This is a genomic window from Ruegeria sp. AH7 (genome assembly GCF_056541325.1).
In genome coordinates, this window is the sequence record NZ_JBQFYF010000006.1 from 263759 (window position 1) to 281278 (window position 17520).

General features: G+C 57.1%; 16 protein-coding genes. 10 read left to right on the top strand and 6 right to left on the bottom strand.

The genetic code is table 11. The features are described 5' to 3' along the window. Positions 1-23: 23 nt before the first annotated feature. Complete coding sequence (locus ACR0JX_RS15765) at positions 24-857, top strand: HTD2 family dehydratase (protein ID WP_480544736.1); 834 nt, start codon at positions 24-26, stop codon at positions 855-857. Positions 858-877: 20 nt separating this feature from the next. Here the strand turns inward: ACR0JX_RS15765 and ACR0JX_RS15770 are convergent, their stop codons facing one another. The 4 genes from ACR0JX_RS15770 to ACR0JX_RS15785 all read right to left on the bottom strand — a co-directional run bounded on the left by ACR0JX_RS15770 (position 878) and on the right by ACR0JX_RS15785 (position 4236). Continuing rightward, positions 878-1438 carry a TetR/AcrR family transcriptional regulator gene (locus ACR0JX_RS15770; protein WP_480544737.1) on the bottom strand — a complete coding sequence of 187 codons (561 nt, stop codon included), beginning with the start codon at positions 1436-1438 and terminating at the stop codon, positions 878-880. After that, positions 1438-2526 (bottom strand): flavin monoamine oxidase family protein, encoded by a 1089-nt coding sequence (locus tag ACR0JX_RS15775; RefSeq protein WP_480544738.1) that lies wholly within the window; start codon positions 2524-2526, stop codon positions 1438-1440. The genes ACR0JX_RS15770 and ACR0JX_RS15775 overlap by 1 nt, the downstream gene beginning before the upstream one ends. A gap of 13 nt (positions 2527-2539) precedes the next feature. After that, positions 2540-3208, bottom strand: a complete 669-nt coding sequence (locus ACR0JX_RS15780; RefSeq protein WP_480544739.1) for a cupin domain-containing protein — start codon at positions 3206-3208, stop codon at positions 2540-2542. A 140-nt stretch (positions 3209-3348) separates the two neighbouring features. Further along, a complete protein-coding gene (locus ACR0JX_RS15785; protein WP_480544740.1) occupies positions 3349-4236 on the bottom strand; it encodes a LysR family transcriptional regulator in 888 nt (295 codons plus the stop codon). A gap of 104 nt (positions 4237-4340) precedes the next feature. On the opposite strand from ACR0JX_RS15785, the gene ACR0JX_RS15790 reads away from it, so the two are divergent. From ACR0JX_RS15790 to ACR0JX_RS15825, 8 genes are all read left to right on the top strand, one after another. After that, on the top strand, positions 4341-4964 hold the full coding sequence (locus ACR0JX_RS15790) for a glutathione S-transferase family protein (protein WP_480544741.1): 624 nt from the start codon (positions 4341-4343) through the stop codon (positions 4962-4964). A 38-nt stretch (positions 4965-5002) separates the two neighbouring features. Beyond that, the gene (locus tag ACR0JX_RS15795; protein WP_480544742.1) at positions 5003-5974 is read left to right on the top strand and encodes a pyridoxamine 5'-phosphate oxidase family protein; all 972 of its coding nucleotides are present in this window, start codon (positions 5003-5005) and stop codon (positions 5972-5974) included. Between the two features lie 216 nt (positions 5975-6190). After that, the gene (locus tag ACR0JX_RS15800) at positions 6191-8284 is read left to right on the top strand and encodes a hydantoinase/oxoprolinase family protein (RefSeq protein WP_480544743.1); all 2094 of its coding nucleotides are present in this window, start codon (positions 6191-6193) and stop codon (positions 8282-8284) included. Next, complete coding sequence (locus ACR0JX_RS15805) at positions 8284-9936, top strand: hydantoinase B/oxoprolinase family protein (RefSeq protein ID WP_480544744.1); 1653 nt, start codon at positions 8284-8286, stop codon at positions 9934-9936. Before ACR0JX_RS15800 ends, ACR0JX_RS15805 begins: the two co-directional genes overlap by 1 nt. Next, positions 9933-11000, top strand: a complete 1068-nt coding sequence (locus ACR0JX_RS15810) for a pyridoxal phosphate-dependent aminotransferase (protein ID WP_480544745.1) — start codon at positions 9933-9935, stop codon at positions 10998-11000. The genes ACR0JX_RS15805 and ACR0JX_RS15810 overlap by 4 nt, the downstream gene beginning before the upstream one ends. Continuing rightward, the gene (locus tag ACR0JX_RS15815; protein ID WP_480544746.1) at positions 10997-11737 is read left to right on the top strand and encodes a maleate cis-trans isomerase family protein; all 741 of its coding nucleotides are present in this window, start codon (positions 10997-10999) and stop codon (positions 11735-11737) included. The genes ACR0JX_RS15810 and ACR0JX_RS15815 overlap by 4 nt, the downstream gene beginning before the upstream one ends. Before the next feature lie 134 nt (positions 11738-11871). Next, on the top strand, positions 11872-12291 hold the full coding sequence (locus tag ACR0JX_RS15820) for a hypothetical protein (RefSeq protein WP_480544747.1): 420 nt from the start codon (positions 11872-11874) through the stop codon (positions 12289-12291). Positions 12292-12410: 119 nt separating this feature from the next. Further along, a complete protein-coding gene (locus ACR0JX_RS15825) occupies positions 12411-12881 on the top strand; it encodes a Dps family protein (protein WP_480544748.1) in 471 nt (156 codons plus the stop codon). A 1-nt stretch (position 12882) separates the two neighbouring features. Here the strand turns inward: ACR0JX_RS15825 and ACR0JX_RS15830 are convergent, their stop codons facing one another. Further along, positions 12883-13137, bottom strand: a complete 255-nt coding sequence (locus ACR0JX_RS15830) for a DUF1289 domain-containing protein (RefSeq protein WP_480544749.1) — start codon at positions 13135-13137, stop codon at positions 12883-12885. Positions 13138-13400: 263 nt separating this feature from the next. On the opposite strand from ACR0JX_RS15830, the gene ACR0JX_RS15835 reads away from it, so the two are divergent. Further along, positions 13401-14654, top strand: coding sequence for an aminotransferase class V-fold PLP-dependent enzyme (locus ACR0JX_RS15835; protein ID WP_480544750.1), 1254 nt, complete (start codon positions 13401-13403; stop codon positions 14652-14654). Between the two features lie 56 nt (positions 14655-14710). Here the strand turns inward: ACR0JX_RS15835 and ACR0JX_RS15840 are convergent, their stop codons facing one another. Continuing rightward, positions 14711-17500, bottom strand: coding sequence for a bifunctional aconitate hydratase 2/2-methylisocitrate dehydratase (locus tag ACR0JX_RS15840; RefSeq protein ID WP_480544751.1), 2790 nt, complete (start codon positions 17498-17500; stop codon positions 14711-14713). Positions 17501-17520: the final 20 nt, after the last annotated feature.

Below are 17520 nucleotides of genomic sequence, written 5' to 3' on the forward strand. Positions count from 1 at the left end.
GTGGCGTAAACTTCGGGCGTAGTATGCCAAATACTTTCGACAGCTGGATCGGGCGCAGCGAAAGCCACAGTGACATCCTGCGCCCCGAACCAGCGCGGTTCATGCAGGCCACGCTGGGGCAAGAGCCCAGCTTGGGGATTGGCGATCCGCTCCCCCCGCTGTGGCATTGGCTCTACTTTCTCGATGCCAAACCTCTGGATCAGCTGGGGCGGGACGGGCACCCGAAGAAGGGTGGTTTTTTGCCACCTGTTAGATTGCCTCGGCGTATGTGGGCAGGGGGTCGATTTACGTTTCATACACCCTTGCTGTTGGGGGCGTGCGTCAGGAAACGCTCGACCATCAAAGCCATCACTGAAAAAAGCGGGCGCAGCGGGGAACTGTGCTTTGTCACGGTGATGCATGAGGTTCTGGCCAAAGATGGCACGCTTGCCCTGACCGAGGAACATGACATCGTTTATCGCGAAGACCCAAAGCCCAACGCATCAAAACCCGCGCAACCTATCGCGCCTGCCGACGCAGAGGTTTCGGAAATGGTTACGCCGTCCGAGGTCATGCTGTTCCGCTATTCGGCCCTGACTTTCAATGGCCACCGCATCCACTACGACGTGGACTATGCCCGCACCGTCGAAGGGTATGATGGGCTGGTTTTTCACGGCCCTTTGACAGCGACACTATTGGCCGCTCTGGCCAGTCGGAGCGTCAACAAACCGCTGAAAACATTCGCATTCAAAGGCCTGTCTCCCATCACCGGGATGGCACCATTTCAACTTCAAGGCAGGGCGAGTGAAGATGGTTTGGACCTTTGGGCCCGCCGCCATGATGGGGTCAACGCGATGCAGGCCTGCGCGACGTTCTGATCCTCAGCTGTTAACCGCACTCAACACCGCGCCTCAAGCAATTCAACAGCCTGATTGAAGCTCGAGGTGTTTTCTTCGGCCCGTGCGGTCAAATGTGCCCCTTCCAACAGGGCAAGGGCCGCGCGGGCCTCGGCTGGGGCGGCACCCAAAGATGAAATGGACCCATCCTGCGCCGCCAGTTCGAACACTCGGATCAGCCAGTTCACCATCATAGCTCGGAACTCAGATATCTTTTGGATCACCTCATCCGACAAGCTTTCGCGGCTGCCGATCAAGGCCACGCACAGACACAACGTTTTGCCACCGCCTAGCGCATCCCGGTAGATATCGATCAGCGCTAGCAGACGCTGGCCCGCAGTTGGCCAGGCGGCATCGATCCGATCACAATCGGCCTTCAGCGCGTCATGGTATCGATCCATCAACGCGGCAGATAGTGCTGCCTTGGTCGGAAAATGATAATGGATCGATGCTTTGCGAATGCCGACCGCATCGGCCAGATCTGCATAGCTGAACCCGTCAAACCCACGGGTGCGCGCTGCCTGCTCGGCGACGTTCAGAAGGGCTATCTTCGTATCGGTCATCATGACAACTCAACCTTTTGGTAGATGATAAGCCTTGCGGCCTGCTCCGCGGCTTCCAATGCACCTTCAACGTATCCACCGAACTGGGGGGCAACCTCGGTCCCAGCGAAAATCAGCGCCTGGTCCCAAAGACCCATCAGGGGTGAGGGCAGGCCATAGGTTGGGTGACTGAACAGCGGTTGCTGATCTTCCAATGTTGCCGTGAACGGGTCATTGGCCCAGTCTTTGACAAACAGGTCCAGCGGCTGTGCAGCCTCTGGCCCGAACAGCCGCTTGAGTTGTTCCAAGACCAGTTGGCGCAGACGCACCTGATCTTTGCGCGCCTGCGGCGGCAATCCGACAAAACCGAATAGCGCATAGGGCCCGTTTTGGGCGGGCGAGGCATCATGAATTTCAACCATCGGACCCCGACGGCTCATCGCGTCGCCGGACAGTCCGGCGTCGCGCCAGAAGGGTGATGCGTAGATTGCGACGGCCTTGGCCTGACCCGCCATCCAAGTGGGAACCGCAAGCATCGAACTCAGCGCTTTGTCAGGCAACGCGGGCTCGAAAGACAACTGCGCAGCAACCCGCGGGGGCAGGGCGAGCACAACCCGGTCTGCGTGAACGGTCCGGCCGTCGGCAGCTGTTGCAATCACGCTATCTTCGCCCCGCGCGATCTGTTGTATTGGCATCGACAGGTGAACTCGGTCCGGGTGGACGCTTGCCGCCAAAGCGTCGATCAGCGCGCCAAAGCCGCCGTCCAATCGCAATGATCCCCTCATGGATGAAAACCCAAGGCCCCGCGACACGCGGCCATGTTCGTCCTCATAGGTCAGCTCGCCTGCATAATGCTGTTCGAACCAGGATAGACCAAGCTGGCCGATCAAATCTGCAATCCTTGGCTGACCGGGCCAGAACCAGGCAGGACCCAGATCATAGCCGGTATCGCCATGATGCCGGGTCAGAATACGACCGCCTAGGCGATCCCGAGCTTCAACCAGAACAAAGTCATGCCCTTGTCGCGCCAGCTCTGCCGCAAGGCTCAGGCCCGAAAGACCGCCCCCGATGATCAGGGTCTGCGTCCGTTGTCTGGGTCGAGAGCTCATGTGCACGGCGCGATCAAACCGCAGGCGCTTTGGCATAAGGCAGATGGCCGGTCTTGATCCAGACCTTTGCACCATCTGGACCTGCCACAGCTGTCAGGTTTTCACCGTCAGGCAACCGTAGCCATGCATTCTTAGCCAGCGCATCCCCGCCCGCAGTGATCTGGCCACCTATGACCAACAGCTCATGCCCACCAGCTGCATCCGAGGTCAGTTCCGCACCCGGATCAAGATGGCTATAGGTGACGCGTTCGCGGGGATCTTCATGCAGGAGTGCTGTCGCAACGCCCTTCACTGGTGCGCTAAGCTCCTCCGCCATGGTTTTGCGAAACTGCGTTCGATCCTCCATGTCAAACTGCCAGAGTTTGACAAAGATCGTACATCCCGGCTCTGAACCGGGTGTGTGAGACGAGGTTGGTGGATTGCGCACATAGGTACCTTCAGGGAAATCGCCGTGTTCGTCTTGAAATACCCCGTCCAGTACGATGAATTCTTCGCCTCCGGTATGGGTGTGGGCCGAGAACGAACTGCCCGGTGCATAACGCACAATGGTGGTGGCACGGGCCACTTCGCCTCCGATCCGGTCCAGCATCCGACGGTCAACGCCCTTCATTGGCGAGGGCAACCAGTCTAACTGATCCGAGTGGACAACGACGCGGGCGGAGAAATCAGAGTTCAGTTCCATAAGAGGTTCCTTCTCGGGAAAGGTAGAATAGTATATCAGTCTCTTATCATATATCTACTATTAGGTAGGTAAATTTCAATACCAAGCTTCAAACAATTATTTTGACAGATGTGCCGCCAGTATAGGCCGATGCGAAACCGCTATGAACGCGCCAGAGCGGTCACCAAATAGTCGATCAAAGCGCGAATTCTGGCGGTCAGGTGCCGGTTCGGCGGGTAGGTTGCGTACAGGCCTAGCACTCGGGTTTCATAAGATTCCAAGATCAATTTGAGCTGTCCGTCCGCCAAGAACGGCTTAGCAGTGTACAAAGGCACCCGCCCGATTCCCAACCCATCAGCGGCCATGTTGGCAACCGCGCGGGGCGAATTGGCGCGGAAATTGCCCGAGACCGGTACAAACAACTTTCCGTCCGAGGTTTCGAAATCCCAACTGTCGATCACATTGCCCGTCGTTTGCAGCAAGCAATTGTGCCGTGACAGATCTTCAGGTGTTTCGAGAGGGCCCATGCGGTCTAGGTAGTCCGGCGCAGCACAGCAAACGATACGCATATCGGTCAACTTACGCGCCACCAGCGAGGAATCTTTCAGAACCCCAAAGCGAATAGCCAGGTCGAACCCTTCATCCACCAAGGACACATGGTGATCAGACAAATGCAGTTCGATCAGAACGCCGGAATGTTCATCCTGAAAGGGTTTGAGCAGGTGGACCAACTCGGCCGATCCATAACCGGTTGGGGCGGTGATCCGGATGCGCCCAGCCAGTTCGGTCTGCCGCTGCTGAACCAGCCCTTCCAACTCATCGAATTGTTCCAATAGCGGTAGGCAACGTTCGAAATAGGCCTTGCCAGTCTCGGTCAGGGTGACGCTGCGGGTGGTGCGATTAAGAAGCTGAGCATTCAGACGCTGCTCAAGTTGCCCTATGTATTTGCTGGCCAGTTTCGTGCTGATGCCGACCTGTCGGGCACCGTCAGTAAACGATGCGTGGCTTGCGACAGCCACAAAAACCCGCATTCCTGCGATGGTGTCCATTATCTACGCCACGTTCATAGTCATTCAATAAGTGAGTATATTATCGCCTGACTGTAAGCAAGTTATCTCTGGCTCCAATGCAATCGAAAAGAAGGAGCCATCTGATGACATATCCCCTCCGCATTCACAGCTTTCCACTGTCTGGCCACGCCCACCGGGCAGTTTTGTTCGCCAGCCTGGCCGATATCCCTTATGACATTGTTGATGTGGATTTGGCGGGTGGGGCGCACAAACAGGATGCATTTCTGGCCTTGAACCCAGCAGGGCAGGTGCCGGTTTTAGAGGACGGCGATGTTGTCGTGTGCGACAGCAACGCAATCCTTGTTTACCTTGCCCGCAAATACGCCCCAGACTATCTGCCCAATGATCCGGTGCTTGAGGCTGAGGTTCAGAAATTCCTGACCCTTGCCGCAGGCGAGATCGCCTTTGGCCCCGCAGCCGCCCGGTTGATCAATGTGTTCAACGCGCCTTTGGACATGGCGTTTACCCACGCAACAGCAGCCAAAGTTTTGGGCAAGCTCGATGCACATCTGGACGGGCGTAATTGGCTTGTCGGTGATCGGCCCACAATCGCCGATGTGGCCATCTACAGCTACACCGCCCACGCTCCCGAAGGCGATGTTTCGTTGGAACCCTACCCGAATGTGCGGCGCCTGCTAGCCAATATCGAAGCTTTGGAAGGGTTTGTACCAATGCCCAAAACCGCAGCCGGGCTAAACGCCGCCTAAAGCAGCATCTGAACCCAAAAGACACCGCGAGGTCCGCCATGAACGCGCCCCTTCAAACCGAGCATTCTCCGTTTCACCGCGGCGAGCGCGAAATGCAGCGCCGCATCGGAAAACAAGACAGAATGGAGAAGATAGGTCGGACCGTGATCCGCCCGTTCATGCCGGACCAGCATCGTGAATTCTTTGCACAGTTGCCCTTTGTTTTTCTGGGCAGTGTCGATCAGGATGGCTGGCCCTGGGCATCGATCCTGGCCGGCAAGCCTGGATTTTTGTCCTCACCAAATGAAAGACAGTTGAGGGTACAGGCCAGGCCTCATCCCAACGATCCATTGGCTGACGCTCTGGTACACAACACACCACTGGGTTTGCTGGGGCTCGAACTATCTACGCGGCGACGAAATCGTCTGAATGCAACAATTGGCGAAGTATCAGAAACCGACATACTGTTGGATGTGACCCAGTCTTTCGGGAACTGTCCGAAATACATTCAAACGCATGTCGTTGACTTCATCCGAGAGCCAGGCAGCGAAGCGAAGCACTCGAAAATCGAGCGGTTCAATGAACTGGACACTGCCGCGCGTGACATGGTCGCTTCAGCCAACGCATCCTATGTCACAAGCTATGCAGACACCGATACGGGGCGCAGCGTTGACGTTTCGCATCGCGGTGGGCGGTCGGGGTTTGTGAAGGTGCAAGGCAACAGCCTTCTGGTGCCGGACTTTCAAGGAAACAACTTCTTCAACACGCTGGGCAACTTTCTGGTCACGCCGCGTGCAGGTTTACTATTTCCTGACTATCAAACCGGCGATGTGCTGATGCTGACAGGAAAGGTAGACGTTCTTCAGGAACAGCATCCAGATATCGCGGGGTTTGATGGTGCACAAGGTGGCTGGCGGTTTGAGTTGGTCAGCGGCATTCGGATACATGACGCGTTGCCGTTTCGTGCGGAATTGACCGAATATTCGCCGAACAGCCTCAGCACGGGGAGTTGGACAACAGCAGCAAGGTAAGGGGAGGATACCCCGTTGGGAATGTCGCTCCGGGTCTGATATGTCGCAAACGCGCTAGTTCTGACGGTTGTCCAGCGCAACAAATAGATATGCGCAGTGTTTTGTTAACCAACCCATTGGACCGCCGGGCAACCGGCTGTGATCTCGTTGTGATGTGCCAATAGAAGCCCACAGGGCATTTGATTGGTCGAAGTCACATGCAAAACGAGATGAAACATGACATATGCGCTGCGCCTGGCCATAGATATTGGCGGCACCTTTACCGACACGGTTCTGGTCGAAGGCGATGAGACCATACTGGCCTCGGCCAAAACCCTGACGACCCATCAGAACCCGGCAGATGGGGCGATGGAGGGCGCGCGGCGGGTGATGGCCGCAAGCGGGCGATCTCTGCCGCAGGTGACGGGGTTCATCCATGGCACCACGCTGGCAACAAATGCGCTAATCGAACGGCGCGGGGCCGTGGTGGCGACGATCTGCACCGAGGGGTTCCGTGATATCCTCGATATCGGGTATGAGAGGCGCTATTCCCAATACGATATCAATCTGGAAAAGCCTGATCTTCTTGTCCCGCGAGAGCGGTCTTTTGTGATCCGCGAACGTATGTCCGCCGAAGGCGCTGTGCTGATCCCATTGGATGAGGCGCAGGTCGATGACTTGCTGGCCGAACTGGACGCAAGTGGGGCCGGGGCGGTGGCGATCTGCCTGATGCACGCCTATGCCAACCCGGCGCATGAACGGCGCCTGCGGGATCTGCTGGCTGAGCGCCGCCCAGACCTAACCGTCTCGATCTCATCCGATGTTAGCCCCGAAGCCCGAGAGTTCGACCGGCTCTGCACCACGGTCGCAAACGCTTACATCCAACCCCTGATGCAAAGCTATCTGGCCCGGTTCGCCAAGAAATTCGCAGCCGAAGGTGTGACATGCCCGATCTTGATGATGACGGCAGGCGGAGGCATGTGTACGGTCGAAACCGCAGCCCGCTTTCCAATCCGTCTGGTCGAATCCGGCCCGGCAGGAGGGGCCATTCTGGCCGCACGCATCGCCGCGCAAGCGGGACTCGATCAAGTTCTATCCTTTGACATGGGCGGCACGACCGCCAAGCTGTGCCTGATAGACGATGCACGGCCGCAGACTTCACGTTCTTTCGAAATCGCGCGCGCCGCGCGTTTCATCAAAGGCTCGGGTATGCCGGTGCGAATTCCGGTGATCGAGATGATCGAGATTGGCGCGGGCGGCGGCTCGATTGCCGGGGTGGATCGTCTGGGCCGCCTGACTGTTGGGCCGCAATCTGCAGGGTCAGAGCCCGGGCCGGTGGCTTTTATGCGTGGTGGAACGGAACCGACGGTAACCGACAGTGATATTACATTGGGTTACATAGTGCCGGATACCTTTGCCGAAGGGCATATCCAGTTAGACGCGATTAGCGCCAAGGCAGCGTTGGCCCGTACAATTGGGGAGCGATTGGACTTGGATGCGGTCGGTTCCGCGGATGGGGTTAGCCGCATTGTCGATGAAAGCATGGCCAGCGCCGGGCGAATGCATGCGGTCGAGTCGGGGAAAGACCTCGGCCCACGCACGATGATAGCCTTTGGTGGAAACGGCCCGTTGCACGCCGGTCGCGTCGCCCGTTCTGCCGGCGTGTCTCGCATCGTGATCCCACCCAATCCGGGCGTTGGGTCGGCAGTGGGCTTCCTGTTCGCGCCGGTCTCGTTCGAGATTGTGCGCTCACACTATTCGCTGCTGAACAGCATGGACCTGGATGGGGTGAATGCCTTGTTTGATGCGATGATTTCCGAGGCGGAAAAGGTCGTGGCCAAAGGGGCGGGCGATGCGCAAACTCAAACCCGGCGCACAGCATTCATGCGCTATCACGGGCAAGGTCATGAGATCGAAATTCCTCTGCCGGACCGTGCGGTGACGCTCGAAGACATTGCCCCGCTGACCAACGCGTTTGAGGAGGAGTACCGCAAGCAATTCTCGCGCCCCGTACCTGGGATGCAGATCGAGATCTTGAACTGGGCCGTTAGGGTAGCGTCGTTGGACAACACAGTTGCACCTGTGCTCGATACGCCCGAACGCACCATGTTCAACGCAACCGAGACACGCCCGATCACCTGCGATGTGGACGGCACGACAAAAGACGCGGCATTCATCGCGCGTGCCGATCTGGAACCCGGTGACTACGTATCCGGCCCGGCGTTGATCCATGAGCCTCAGACCACCACGCTCGTATCCGCAGATTTCTCAGCCCATATGGATGCAATTGGCAATCTAGTGCTGATCCACGATCAGAAAGGAGGCGTATGATGAAACCCGAGCTTTCTCCCGCTCGCCTGCAAGTCATGTGGAACCGACTGCTGGCCGTCGTCGAGGAACAAGGACAGACCCTGATCCGCGCTGCCTTTTCCCCCATTGTAAGAGAATGCGGCGATATCTCTGCCGGGATCTTCGACGTCAATGGCCGGATGCTGGCGCAGGCAGTAACCGGCACACCCGGCCACATCAACACCATGGCCGAGGCGGTTTTACATCTGTGTCAGCGCTTTGCCATCCGAGACATGAGGCCCGGTGACATCTACATGACCAATGACCCCTGGCTGGCCTCGGGACACCTTAACGACTTCCTGCTGATGATGCCCGCGTTCAAGGATGGCAGGGTGGTTGGCTTTACCTCCTGCACCTCTCATCTGGTGGATTTGGGGGGCTTGGGCATGGGGCCAGAAGGATCGGATGTTTACGACGAAGGCCTACTGATCCCTCCTTGCAAACTGGTCGAAGAAGGCACGCCAAATGCGCTGCTGATGGACATCATCCGCGCCAATTCGCGCGAGCCGATAGCGAATGAGGGCGACATCTACGCCCTGATTGCCTGTTGTGAGGCCGGGGTGAACCGATTGGTGGCGATGATGGATGAGTTCGGGATCGACGATCTGGACCGTTTGGGCAGCTATATCATCGAGACCTCGCGCCAAGGCGCGCTGGAGGCCATCGCTGAGGTGCCAGAGGGTGTTTTCAAGAACGTGCTGCGTATGGATGGCTATGAAAATGAACTGGAATTGCATGCCACCCTGTCCGTCACCAAGGACGGGATGCATGTGGATTTCGCCGGCACATCGGGCTGTTCGAAAAAGGGCATCAACGTACCGCTGAACTATGCCACGGCCTATACGGTCTTTGCCCTGCGTTGCATCGTCGGGCCGGATATTCCCAACAATGCGGGCTCGCTGGGACCGTTCACGGTTGATGGTCCCAAGGGCTGTATCCTCAATGCGCAGCGCCCGGTGCCGGTGGCGATGCGCCATACGCTGGGGCAGGTGACGCCTGATCTGGTATTGGGGTGCCTGCATCAGGCGCTGCCCGATAAGGTTCCGGCCGAGGGTGCAAGCTGCATGTTTGATCTGCCCATGCGCCACGCGCCTGAGGTTACGGCCAATGGCGGGCGTGAGTTTGCCATCGAGCCCGTGCACAACGGCGGCACCGGCGCGCGACCCCATGCGGACGGGCTGTCGGCCACGGCCTACCCCTCGGGTGTCTTCGGCTCTCAGGTCGAGATCACCGAAAGCGTTGCGCCAGTGATCATATGGCGCCGCGAATTGCTGCCGGATTCGGGCGGTGCGGGCAAATATCGCGGCGGGCTGGGCCAGAGGATCGAGATGACCTCGTCCAATGGTGCGCCGTTCATCGTGTTCCTGTCGGTTGAGCGGCTGAAATTCCCCGCCTTGGGCCGGATGGGCGGCCAACCCGGCGCGCCGGGGCGTATCCGGTTTCGGGACGGGGTCAGCGACATTCCCGGCAAGGGTGAGCTAAGGGTCGAAGGCGGAGACCGTCTGATCTTCGACACGCCCGGGGGTGGCGGGTTCGGCGATCCGGCAGATCGGGACCCGGACGCGCTGGCGCTGGATCTAAAACGCGGATTGATAACACCCGAAGGGGCCAAGGCCTACGGTGTTAAGCCATGATCCGGGCGGTCGATCATATCCGTGCGATGGCTCCTTACGCTTTGGCCGATCTTGGGAATGCAGGCACCGTTTCTCTGGCACAGAATGAAAGCGCCTTTCCGCCCAGCCCAATGGCTGTTGCAGCGGGTCAGGCGGTATTGGATCAGATGCAGCTTTATCCTGATCCGGACTGGTCTGATTTGCGTGCAGCGATTGCCGAGGTGCATAACCTCGACCCTGAAATGGTCCTGTGTGGGGCAGGGTCGATGGAGTTGATCGGTTGCCTGATCCGAACCTATGCCGGGTCGGGGGACCGGGTGTTGGGCACGGATTACGGCTATGTCTATGTGGCGTCTGCTACGGCGCAGGTGCAGGCGGATTATGTGCAGGCGCGTGAGGTCGATCTGACCGTTTCGGTAGATGATGTCTTGGCCGCTGTCACACCCAAAACGAGGATTGTATTTGTCTGCAACCCGGGCAATCCGACAGGCACTCTGATCCCGAATGCTGAAATAATCCGTCTTCGCGAAGCTCTGCGTAACGAAGTATTGCTCGTAGTCGATCAAGCCTACGCTGAGTTTTCAGATACAGACCAGAATCCGGCTGAAATTTTCGCCTTGGCGAAACGTGGTGATACGGTGGTTTTGCGCACCTTCTCAAAAGCATATGGGTTAGCGGGCGCGCGTGTGGGCTGGGGTGTCTTTCCCCCAGAGATTGCATCTGAGGTGCGGAAAGTCCTGAACCCGAACAACGTACCGATTCCCTCTCAGACCATGGCAGCGGCAGCGATGCGGGATCAGGCGCATATGCAGGAAACGGTGAACCGAACGGCTGCGATCCGGGATCGCTTTGCCAATGAGTGCAGGGCGCTCGGCCTGGCTGTGCCACACAGCCATACGAATTTTGTGCTGATCAGGTTCGCGGATGTCGAAACCGCTCAGAAAGTTGATCACGCCCTACTGGCCGAAGGTTTGCTAATGCGGGGCATGGGCGGCTATGGGCTGGGCGATTGTCTACGGGCAACGATCTGCCCGCAGGAGATAATGGATCGCTGTTTGGCCGTGCTCAGAAAGATAACGTCATGACCCACGAGACCCGCACACGAGCAAAGATCGGTGTCTTGGTGCCCTTCACCAACACCAATCTGGAAGCTGACATGATGCTGATGCGGTGCCCGAATACGACAGTGCATTTTCAGCGCATGGGGGGGTATGACGTGGACGAAATCCCCGGCTCTGATCAGATGGCGGGGCTGGGGGCCTCGGATATAAGCCATGACCTGAGAATGATCGCTGGCGTTCGGCCTGATGTGGTTCTGTACGGTTGCACCTCGGCCACGCTGACCCATGGGCCATCTTTTGACGCGCAACTGGTGCGCGATATCAAGGCCGCGTCTGGTGCTATCACCTTCACCGCAGCCGGGGCACTGGTACAGGCGATCAAAGCACTGGGTGTGGGCAAAGTCGGGTTCGCCTCACCCTATTTGGGTGAGATCAACGCGCAGGCTGCAGATTTTCTGGCGCAGAATGACATCACGACGGTGCATTCTGCAGATATCGGGCGGGCGTTGGGAAACTATGGGCAGGGTGAACTGACACCAGATGAGGTGTTTGATCTTGCCTGTCGCGCAGATCACCCCGAAGCAGAAGCCATCGTGCTCAGCTGCACCGACATGCGCGCGGTTGAGGCGGTTGAGCGGATCGAAGACCGACTGGGCAAACCAGTGGTCACATCGAACCAGGCGATGATGTTTGCGCTTGTCAGGGCATTGGATTTGCCACGGCATCACGGCCTTCCCGGTCGTTTGTTCGATCTCATCTGATTGGAAACGCGACGACTCTGACGCAGATGTGGCAAAAAGTCAGTGTCGGACCTCTTGTGATCGGCAATCCTTATTACTATTGTCAGGTTTAAATCTGCAACTCACTCACGCAGACGAACAGGTTTCAGGCAACTATGCACGCAGTCGTTTACAAGGCGGTTGAAGAACAGCACCTTGCGCCAGCCCCGCAAATGGCGGATCGGCCCTTGGCGATCATCAACCACTTGCGAATGGTTGCGCTGCGCTGCCGTTCTGCTGCGCGGGTCGATCTGGATCAGGCCTGTGCCTTGCTGTTGGCTGATCCCGCAGATGCACAGATGCGGCATGCGGAAACTTTGATGCGCGGCTTCCGTCAGGCGGTTGAAAAACGCCCCATCTTTCATCGTCCGGGTTCGTCCGAACTGTCCTTTGATGAGGCCTGGCTAGCGCGGTTGTTCGATGCCATCGAGCGCGAGGATGATGACAGTTTCCGGTTTCTGATCCAGTCCCGCGTTTCACGTTGGCGGCAACGAAACTTGGCTTTTCTGGTTCGGGCTGTCTCGGACCAGTTTTAGCTTCTTTAGAATAATTCTAAAAAGGTCTTGGAATCTCTGCCTGATCCTTTAGATAGGGGTAAGATCCCTGTTCTTGATCGACAAAAACATTTCGAACCCCAGGAAAAAAGGTGACTTCCATGACACAAACAGCCGTTGATCTGACCACCGACGCCCGCACCGCCATCGCAGATGCGTTGAACCAGTCAGTTGCTGAAACAGCCGTAACAACCATGTTGGCGCAGAATTTTCATTGGAATGTAACCGGCATGGCCTTTAGCCCGCTGCATGAACTGTTCCAGAAAATCTACGAAGATCACTTTGTTGCACAAGATGATCTGGCAGAACGTGTAAAAGCGTTGGATGCCCATGCCGAAGGAACTCTGGCCGGGATGCTCAAGCGCTCGAAAGTTGAAGAACATGACGGCCACGCCACCGATAAAGAGATGATCAAGCTCATGCTGGAAGCTCAGGAAACACTGGCGGCCACTTTGGCGGGCGCTGGCGAACTGGCCGCTGAGCACGGTGATACCCTGACTGAGGATTTGTGCATCGGTCGTGGTCAGACCCACGAGAAATTTGCGTGGTTCCTGCGCGCCATGCTGCGCTAAGTTAGTTGGCCAGGGGAATATTAACCTTGGCCTTTTTCTTCTTTAGCTTTTTCAGATAGGCCGGTCCCCAATGGGTGTACCGGCCCATTTTTTCCTGCTGGCAGACAAGCATCTGCACAAAAGCCTCTTGCTGATCCGCTCGTTTGATCGATTTGAACAGCTTCTTCTGGGGTTTGGTCATCGAGCAGCCGATGCAATGACCCTCGCGCCGGAATTTGCAGACGTCGATACAGGGCGAAGGGACTTTCTTGCTCATCAAGGCTACTCATTGAATCGGGGTCAAGGAATCGCCCCTAGCTGGATTTGTGGTTGTCACGTTTCAAATAAGGCGATCTGCTCCAGATTTCGAGAGATGCAGTTCAAAATTGCGCCTCACAGGCAACCAGCACTGTTGCTAAGATGGGCCAAGACTGTTTGCGGCCCTTTCCCCGCGCAAAATGTCGTGGAATAAACCGCTAAAACAAGTCTGGTGTGCTAGTTCATAGTGGGCCCACCGATGAGCAGCGACAGGAACCCCAAATGATCAAAGACAATCCCGATCTGATCGCGGCCATCCGCGACCGTTTCGCCCATGTCGAGAGTTGCCCGTTTCAGGGAGAGCGTATCTTCTTTGAAAACGCAGGCGGTGCGCTGACTTTGAAAAAAGTGGCTGAGACCTCTGCGTTTTATGCTGCGATCCCTGACAATCCTGGGCGGATCAATCCGGCCGGGCAGGGCACGCAGAATGTGATCAACAAGGCCAAGGCCGATCTGGGCGTATTCATGAATGCCAGCTCGGGTCAGTTCTTTGCGGGGGAAAGCGGGACCGAGCTGTTGTTCCGGCTGATCCGCACCGCCTGTCTTGTTGTGCCGAAAGGGGCAAAGGTCATCGGGTCCTCAATCGAACACCCCGCCACCCGCAGCGCCGCGCGCCGTTGGGCTGGGATTGCCGGGCTGGACTATGTCAACGTTCAGCATGACGATGAAGCCGGGCTGGTCACGGCCAAGGATTATGCCGCGCTGATGACCCCGGACGTGGCAGTGGCCACGATCCTGCACGCCTCACCCGTCACGGGGATGGGGATGGATGTGGCGGCGATTTCCGCCGCGATCCGCGCGGTTTCGCCCAACTGTCTGATCATCGTAGATGGTATCCAGCACGCGGCGCACGGGCAGTTGGATCTGGATGCGTATAATGTCGATGGCTATGCGATCTCACCTTACAAAGTGTTCTCGCGCCACGGCTATGGCATCGCGTGGATCTCCGATAAGCTAAGCGCGCTGCCCCATGACATGCTGATCGACGCGCCCGCGACGGGGTGGGAGTTCGGCACCCGTGATGCCGGTTCTTACGCCACAATGTCTGATGTGATTGAATATTTCGTCTGGCTTGGTGGAGAGGTATCGGACGAGGCAGAACCGCAGAAACGAATCGAGGCGGCAGGCCGCGCCATCCACGCCTATGAGACCCACCTGACCAATGCGATGATCAACGGGGTCGGCAACCTGCCGGGTCTACGCGATATGGATCACATTCGCATTCTGGCCGGAACGGACAACACAGCGCGCGAAGGTCTGGTGTCGGTTGTGGTGGATGGCGTCCCGTCCGAACAAGTCGTCGAAACACTCAACCAGCAGGGCATCCGTACCCATGTGCGCAAAGCGGACCATTATTCGGGCAATGTACTGACGCCGCTGGGGCTGTCGGATTGCATCCGTATCTCACTGTGTCACTACAACACCGAACAGGAAGTGGCGCAATTGCTAGCCGTCTTGAAAGACATGGCAGCTTGAGCGCATGAAAAAAGCCCGACCAATGGGCCGGGCTTATCTACACTCAGATCACATCTTTAGAAATGAGCGGAATTGGTCGTCGCAGGTGCCTTTATCGGTGGCGCGAATTTGGTCAAATCAATGCCATCTACCGCCGTCTTGTATTCCTCAATGGTTGGGGTGCGGCCCAGAATGGCCGACAAGACCACAACAGGGGTCGAGGCCAACAGGCTTTCACCTTTCTTGTCAGGCGCATCCGCCACGACGCGGCCCTGGAACAGGCGGGTCGAGGTGGCCAGAACCGTGTCGCCTTTGGCCGCTTTCTCCTGATTGCCCATGCAGAGGTTACAGCCCGGACGCTCAAGGTACAGGATGTTCTCGTATTCTGTGCGGGCTTGCGTTTTGGGGAACAGATCGTCGAATTCAAACCCGGAATAGCGCTGGAGAATCTCCCAATCGCCTTCCTCTTTCAACTCGTCGATGATGTTGTAGGTCGGTGCGGCCACAACCAGTGGCGCATTAAACTCAACCTTGCCCGCGCCCTTTTCGAGATTGCGCAGCATTTGAGCGACAATCTTCATGTCGCCCTTATGCACCATACACGACCCGACAAAACCTAGATCCACATACTTTTCAGCATTGTAATACGAGATCGGGCGGATCGTATCGTGGGTGTAGCGCTTGGACACATCAGCATTGTTGACATCCGGATCGGCGATCATCGGTTCGACGATCTGATCCAGATCGACAACAACTTCTGCGAAGTACTTTGCGTTGTCATCAGGGCGCAGCGCCGGTTTTTCACCCGACTTGATTTCGGCAATGCGTGCATCTGCGATATCGATCAGCTTTTGCAGCATGCCGTTTTCATGCTCCATGCCCTTTTCGATCATGATCTGGATGCGCGACTTGGCCAGCTCCAGCGAACCAATCAGGGTCTCGTCATTTGAGATGCAGACCGAAGCTTTGGCCTTCATCTCAGCCGTCCAGTCGGTGAAGGTAAAGGCCTGATCCGCCAGCAGCGTGCCGATATGCACCTCAATCACGCGGCCCTGGAACACGTTGTCGCCATGCTGTTCCAGCATCTGTGCCTGCGTCGCATGCACCACGTCGCGGAAATCCATATGCTCGGCCATGTTGCCCTTGAAGGTCACCTTGACCGATTCAGGGATCGGCATTGAGGCTTCGCCGGTTGCAAGCGCCAGCGCCACAGTACCCGAATCCGCGCCAAATGCCACGCCTTTGGACATACGGGTGTGGCTGTCGCCGCCGATTATGACCGACCAGTCATCTACGGTGATGTCGTTCAGCACTTTGTGAATCACATCGGTCATCGAATGATAGACGCCCTTAGGGTCACGACCGGTAACGAGGCCGAAATCATTCATGAACTTCATCAGGCGTGGGGTGTTGGCTTGTGCCTTCGCATCCCACACAGAGGCCGTGTGACAGCCCGATTGGTATGCCCCATCCACGCTAGGTGAGACCACTGTCGCAGCCATCGCTTCGAGTTCCTGCATGGTCATCAAACCGGTGGTGTCTTGTGAGCCAACAATGTTGACCCGGACGCGCACATCAGACCCGGCATGCAGGGTCTTGCCCGGCGTGGTGCCCAGAGCGTTTTTGTTGAAAATCTTCTCAACTGCGGTCAGGCCCTGACCGTCATGGCTGATCTCTTTAGACGGCGCAAAAACCAGCGGGGCTTCGACGCCCAGTGTTTCGGCCGCGATGGTCTGCAGCTTTTTGCCAAAGACAATGGCATAGGAGCCACCGGCCTTCATGAATTCGACCTTCTGCGGCGTAAAGGATGCCGGCACATCAACCAGTTCTTCGCCATCTTCGCTCAGCAGCTTGTGGGTTTTGGTGTTGATCTTTAGCACCGTACCTGTGGCAACCGAGTATTTCTCTTCAAGGATCGGATTGCCGTCATTGTTCAGGATCGCGTTGCCGTCTTCGTCGACCTTTTTGACCCAGTTCTTCAGGTCAAGACCAATGCCGCCAGTCACGCCCACGGTTGTCAGGAAGATCGGCGAGATGCCATTGGTGCCCGCCACGACCGGGGCGATGTTGACGAAGGGCACGTAGGGGCTGGCCTGCTTGCCGGTCCATAGCGCCACGTTGTTCACACCTGACATACGGGACGAACCCACACCCATCGTGCCTTTTTCCGCAATCAGCATCACGCGTTTACCGGGGTGTTGCAGCTTCAGCGCCTCGATTTCCTGCTGCGCTGCCTCGGAAATCAGGCATTTGCCATGCAGTTCCCGATCAGCACGCGAATGCGCCTGATTGCCGGGCGACAGCAAATCGGTCGAGATATCACCTTCGGCGGCAACATAGGTGACGACCTCAATCTCATCATCAATTTCGGGAAGCTTGGTAAAAAATTCAGCTTTGGCGTAGCTTTCAAGAATGTCTTTCGCGATCGGATTGCCGGCCTCAAAGGCGGCCTTCAGACGGTCGGTATCAGCGTCATAAAGGAACACTTGCGTCTTAAGAACTTCAGCCGCTTCGCCAGCAATCTTTGTATCTTCGCCCAAGGCCAGATCCAGCAGCACCTCGACTGAGGGGCCGCCTTTCATATGCGACAGCAACTCAAACGCAAATTCCTGCGTTATCTCTTCGACATCCGCCTCGCCAAGAATGATCTCTTTCAGAAAGCGAGCCTTTTCACCGGCGGCACTCGTTGTACCGGGCAGCGTGTTGTAGATGAAATAGTTCAGTGAATCGGCGCGATATTCGTTCTGACGGTCGCGGATCTGATCGATAATCTCTTTCGCCAATGCGCCATCATCAATAGGCTTGGGGCTAAGGCTCTGCTCTTTGCGGGTTTCGATTTCACTCAGGTAATCTGTATAGAGGCTCATGGCATTTTCCGACGATTTGG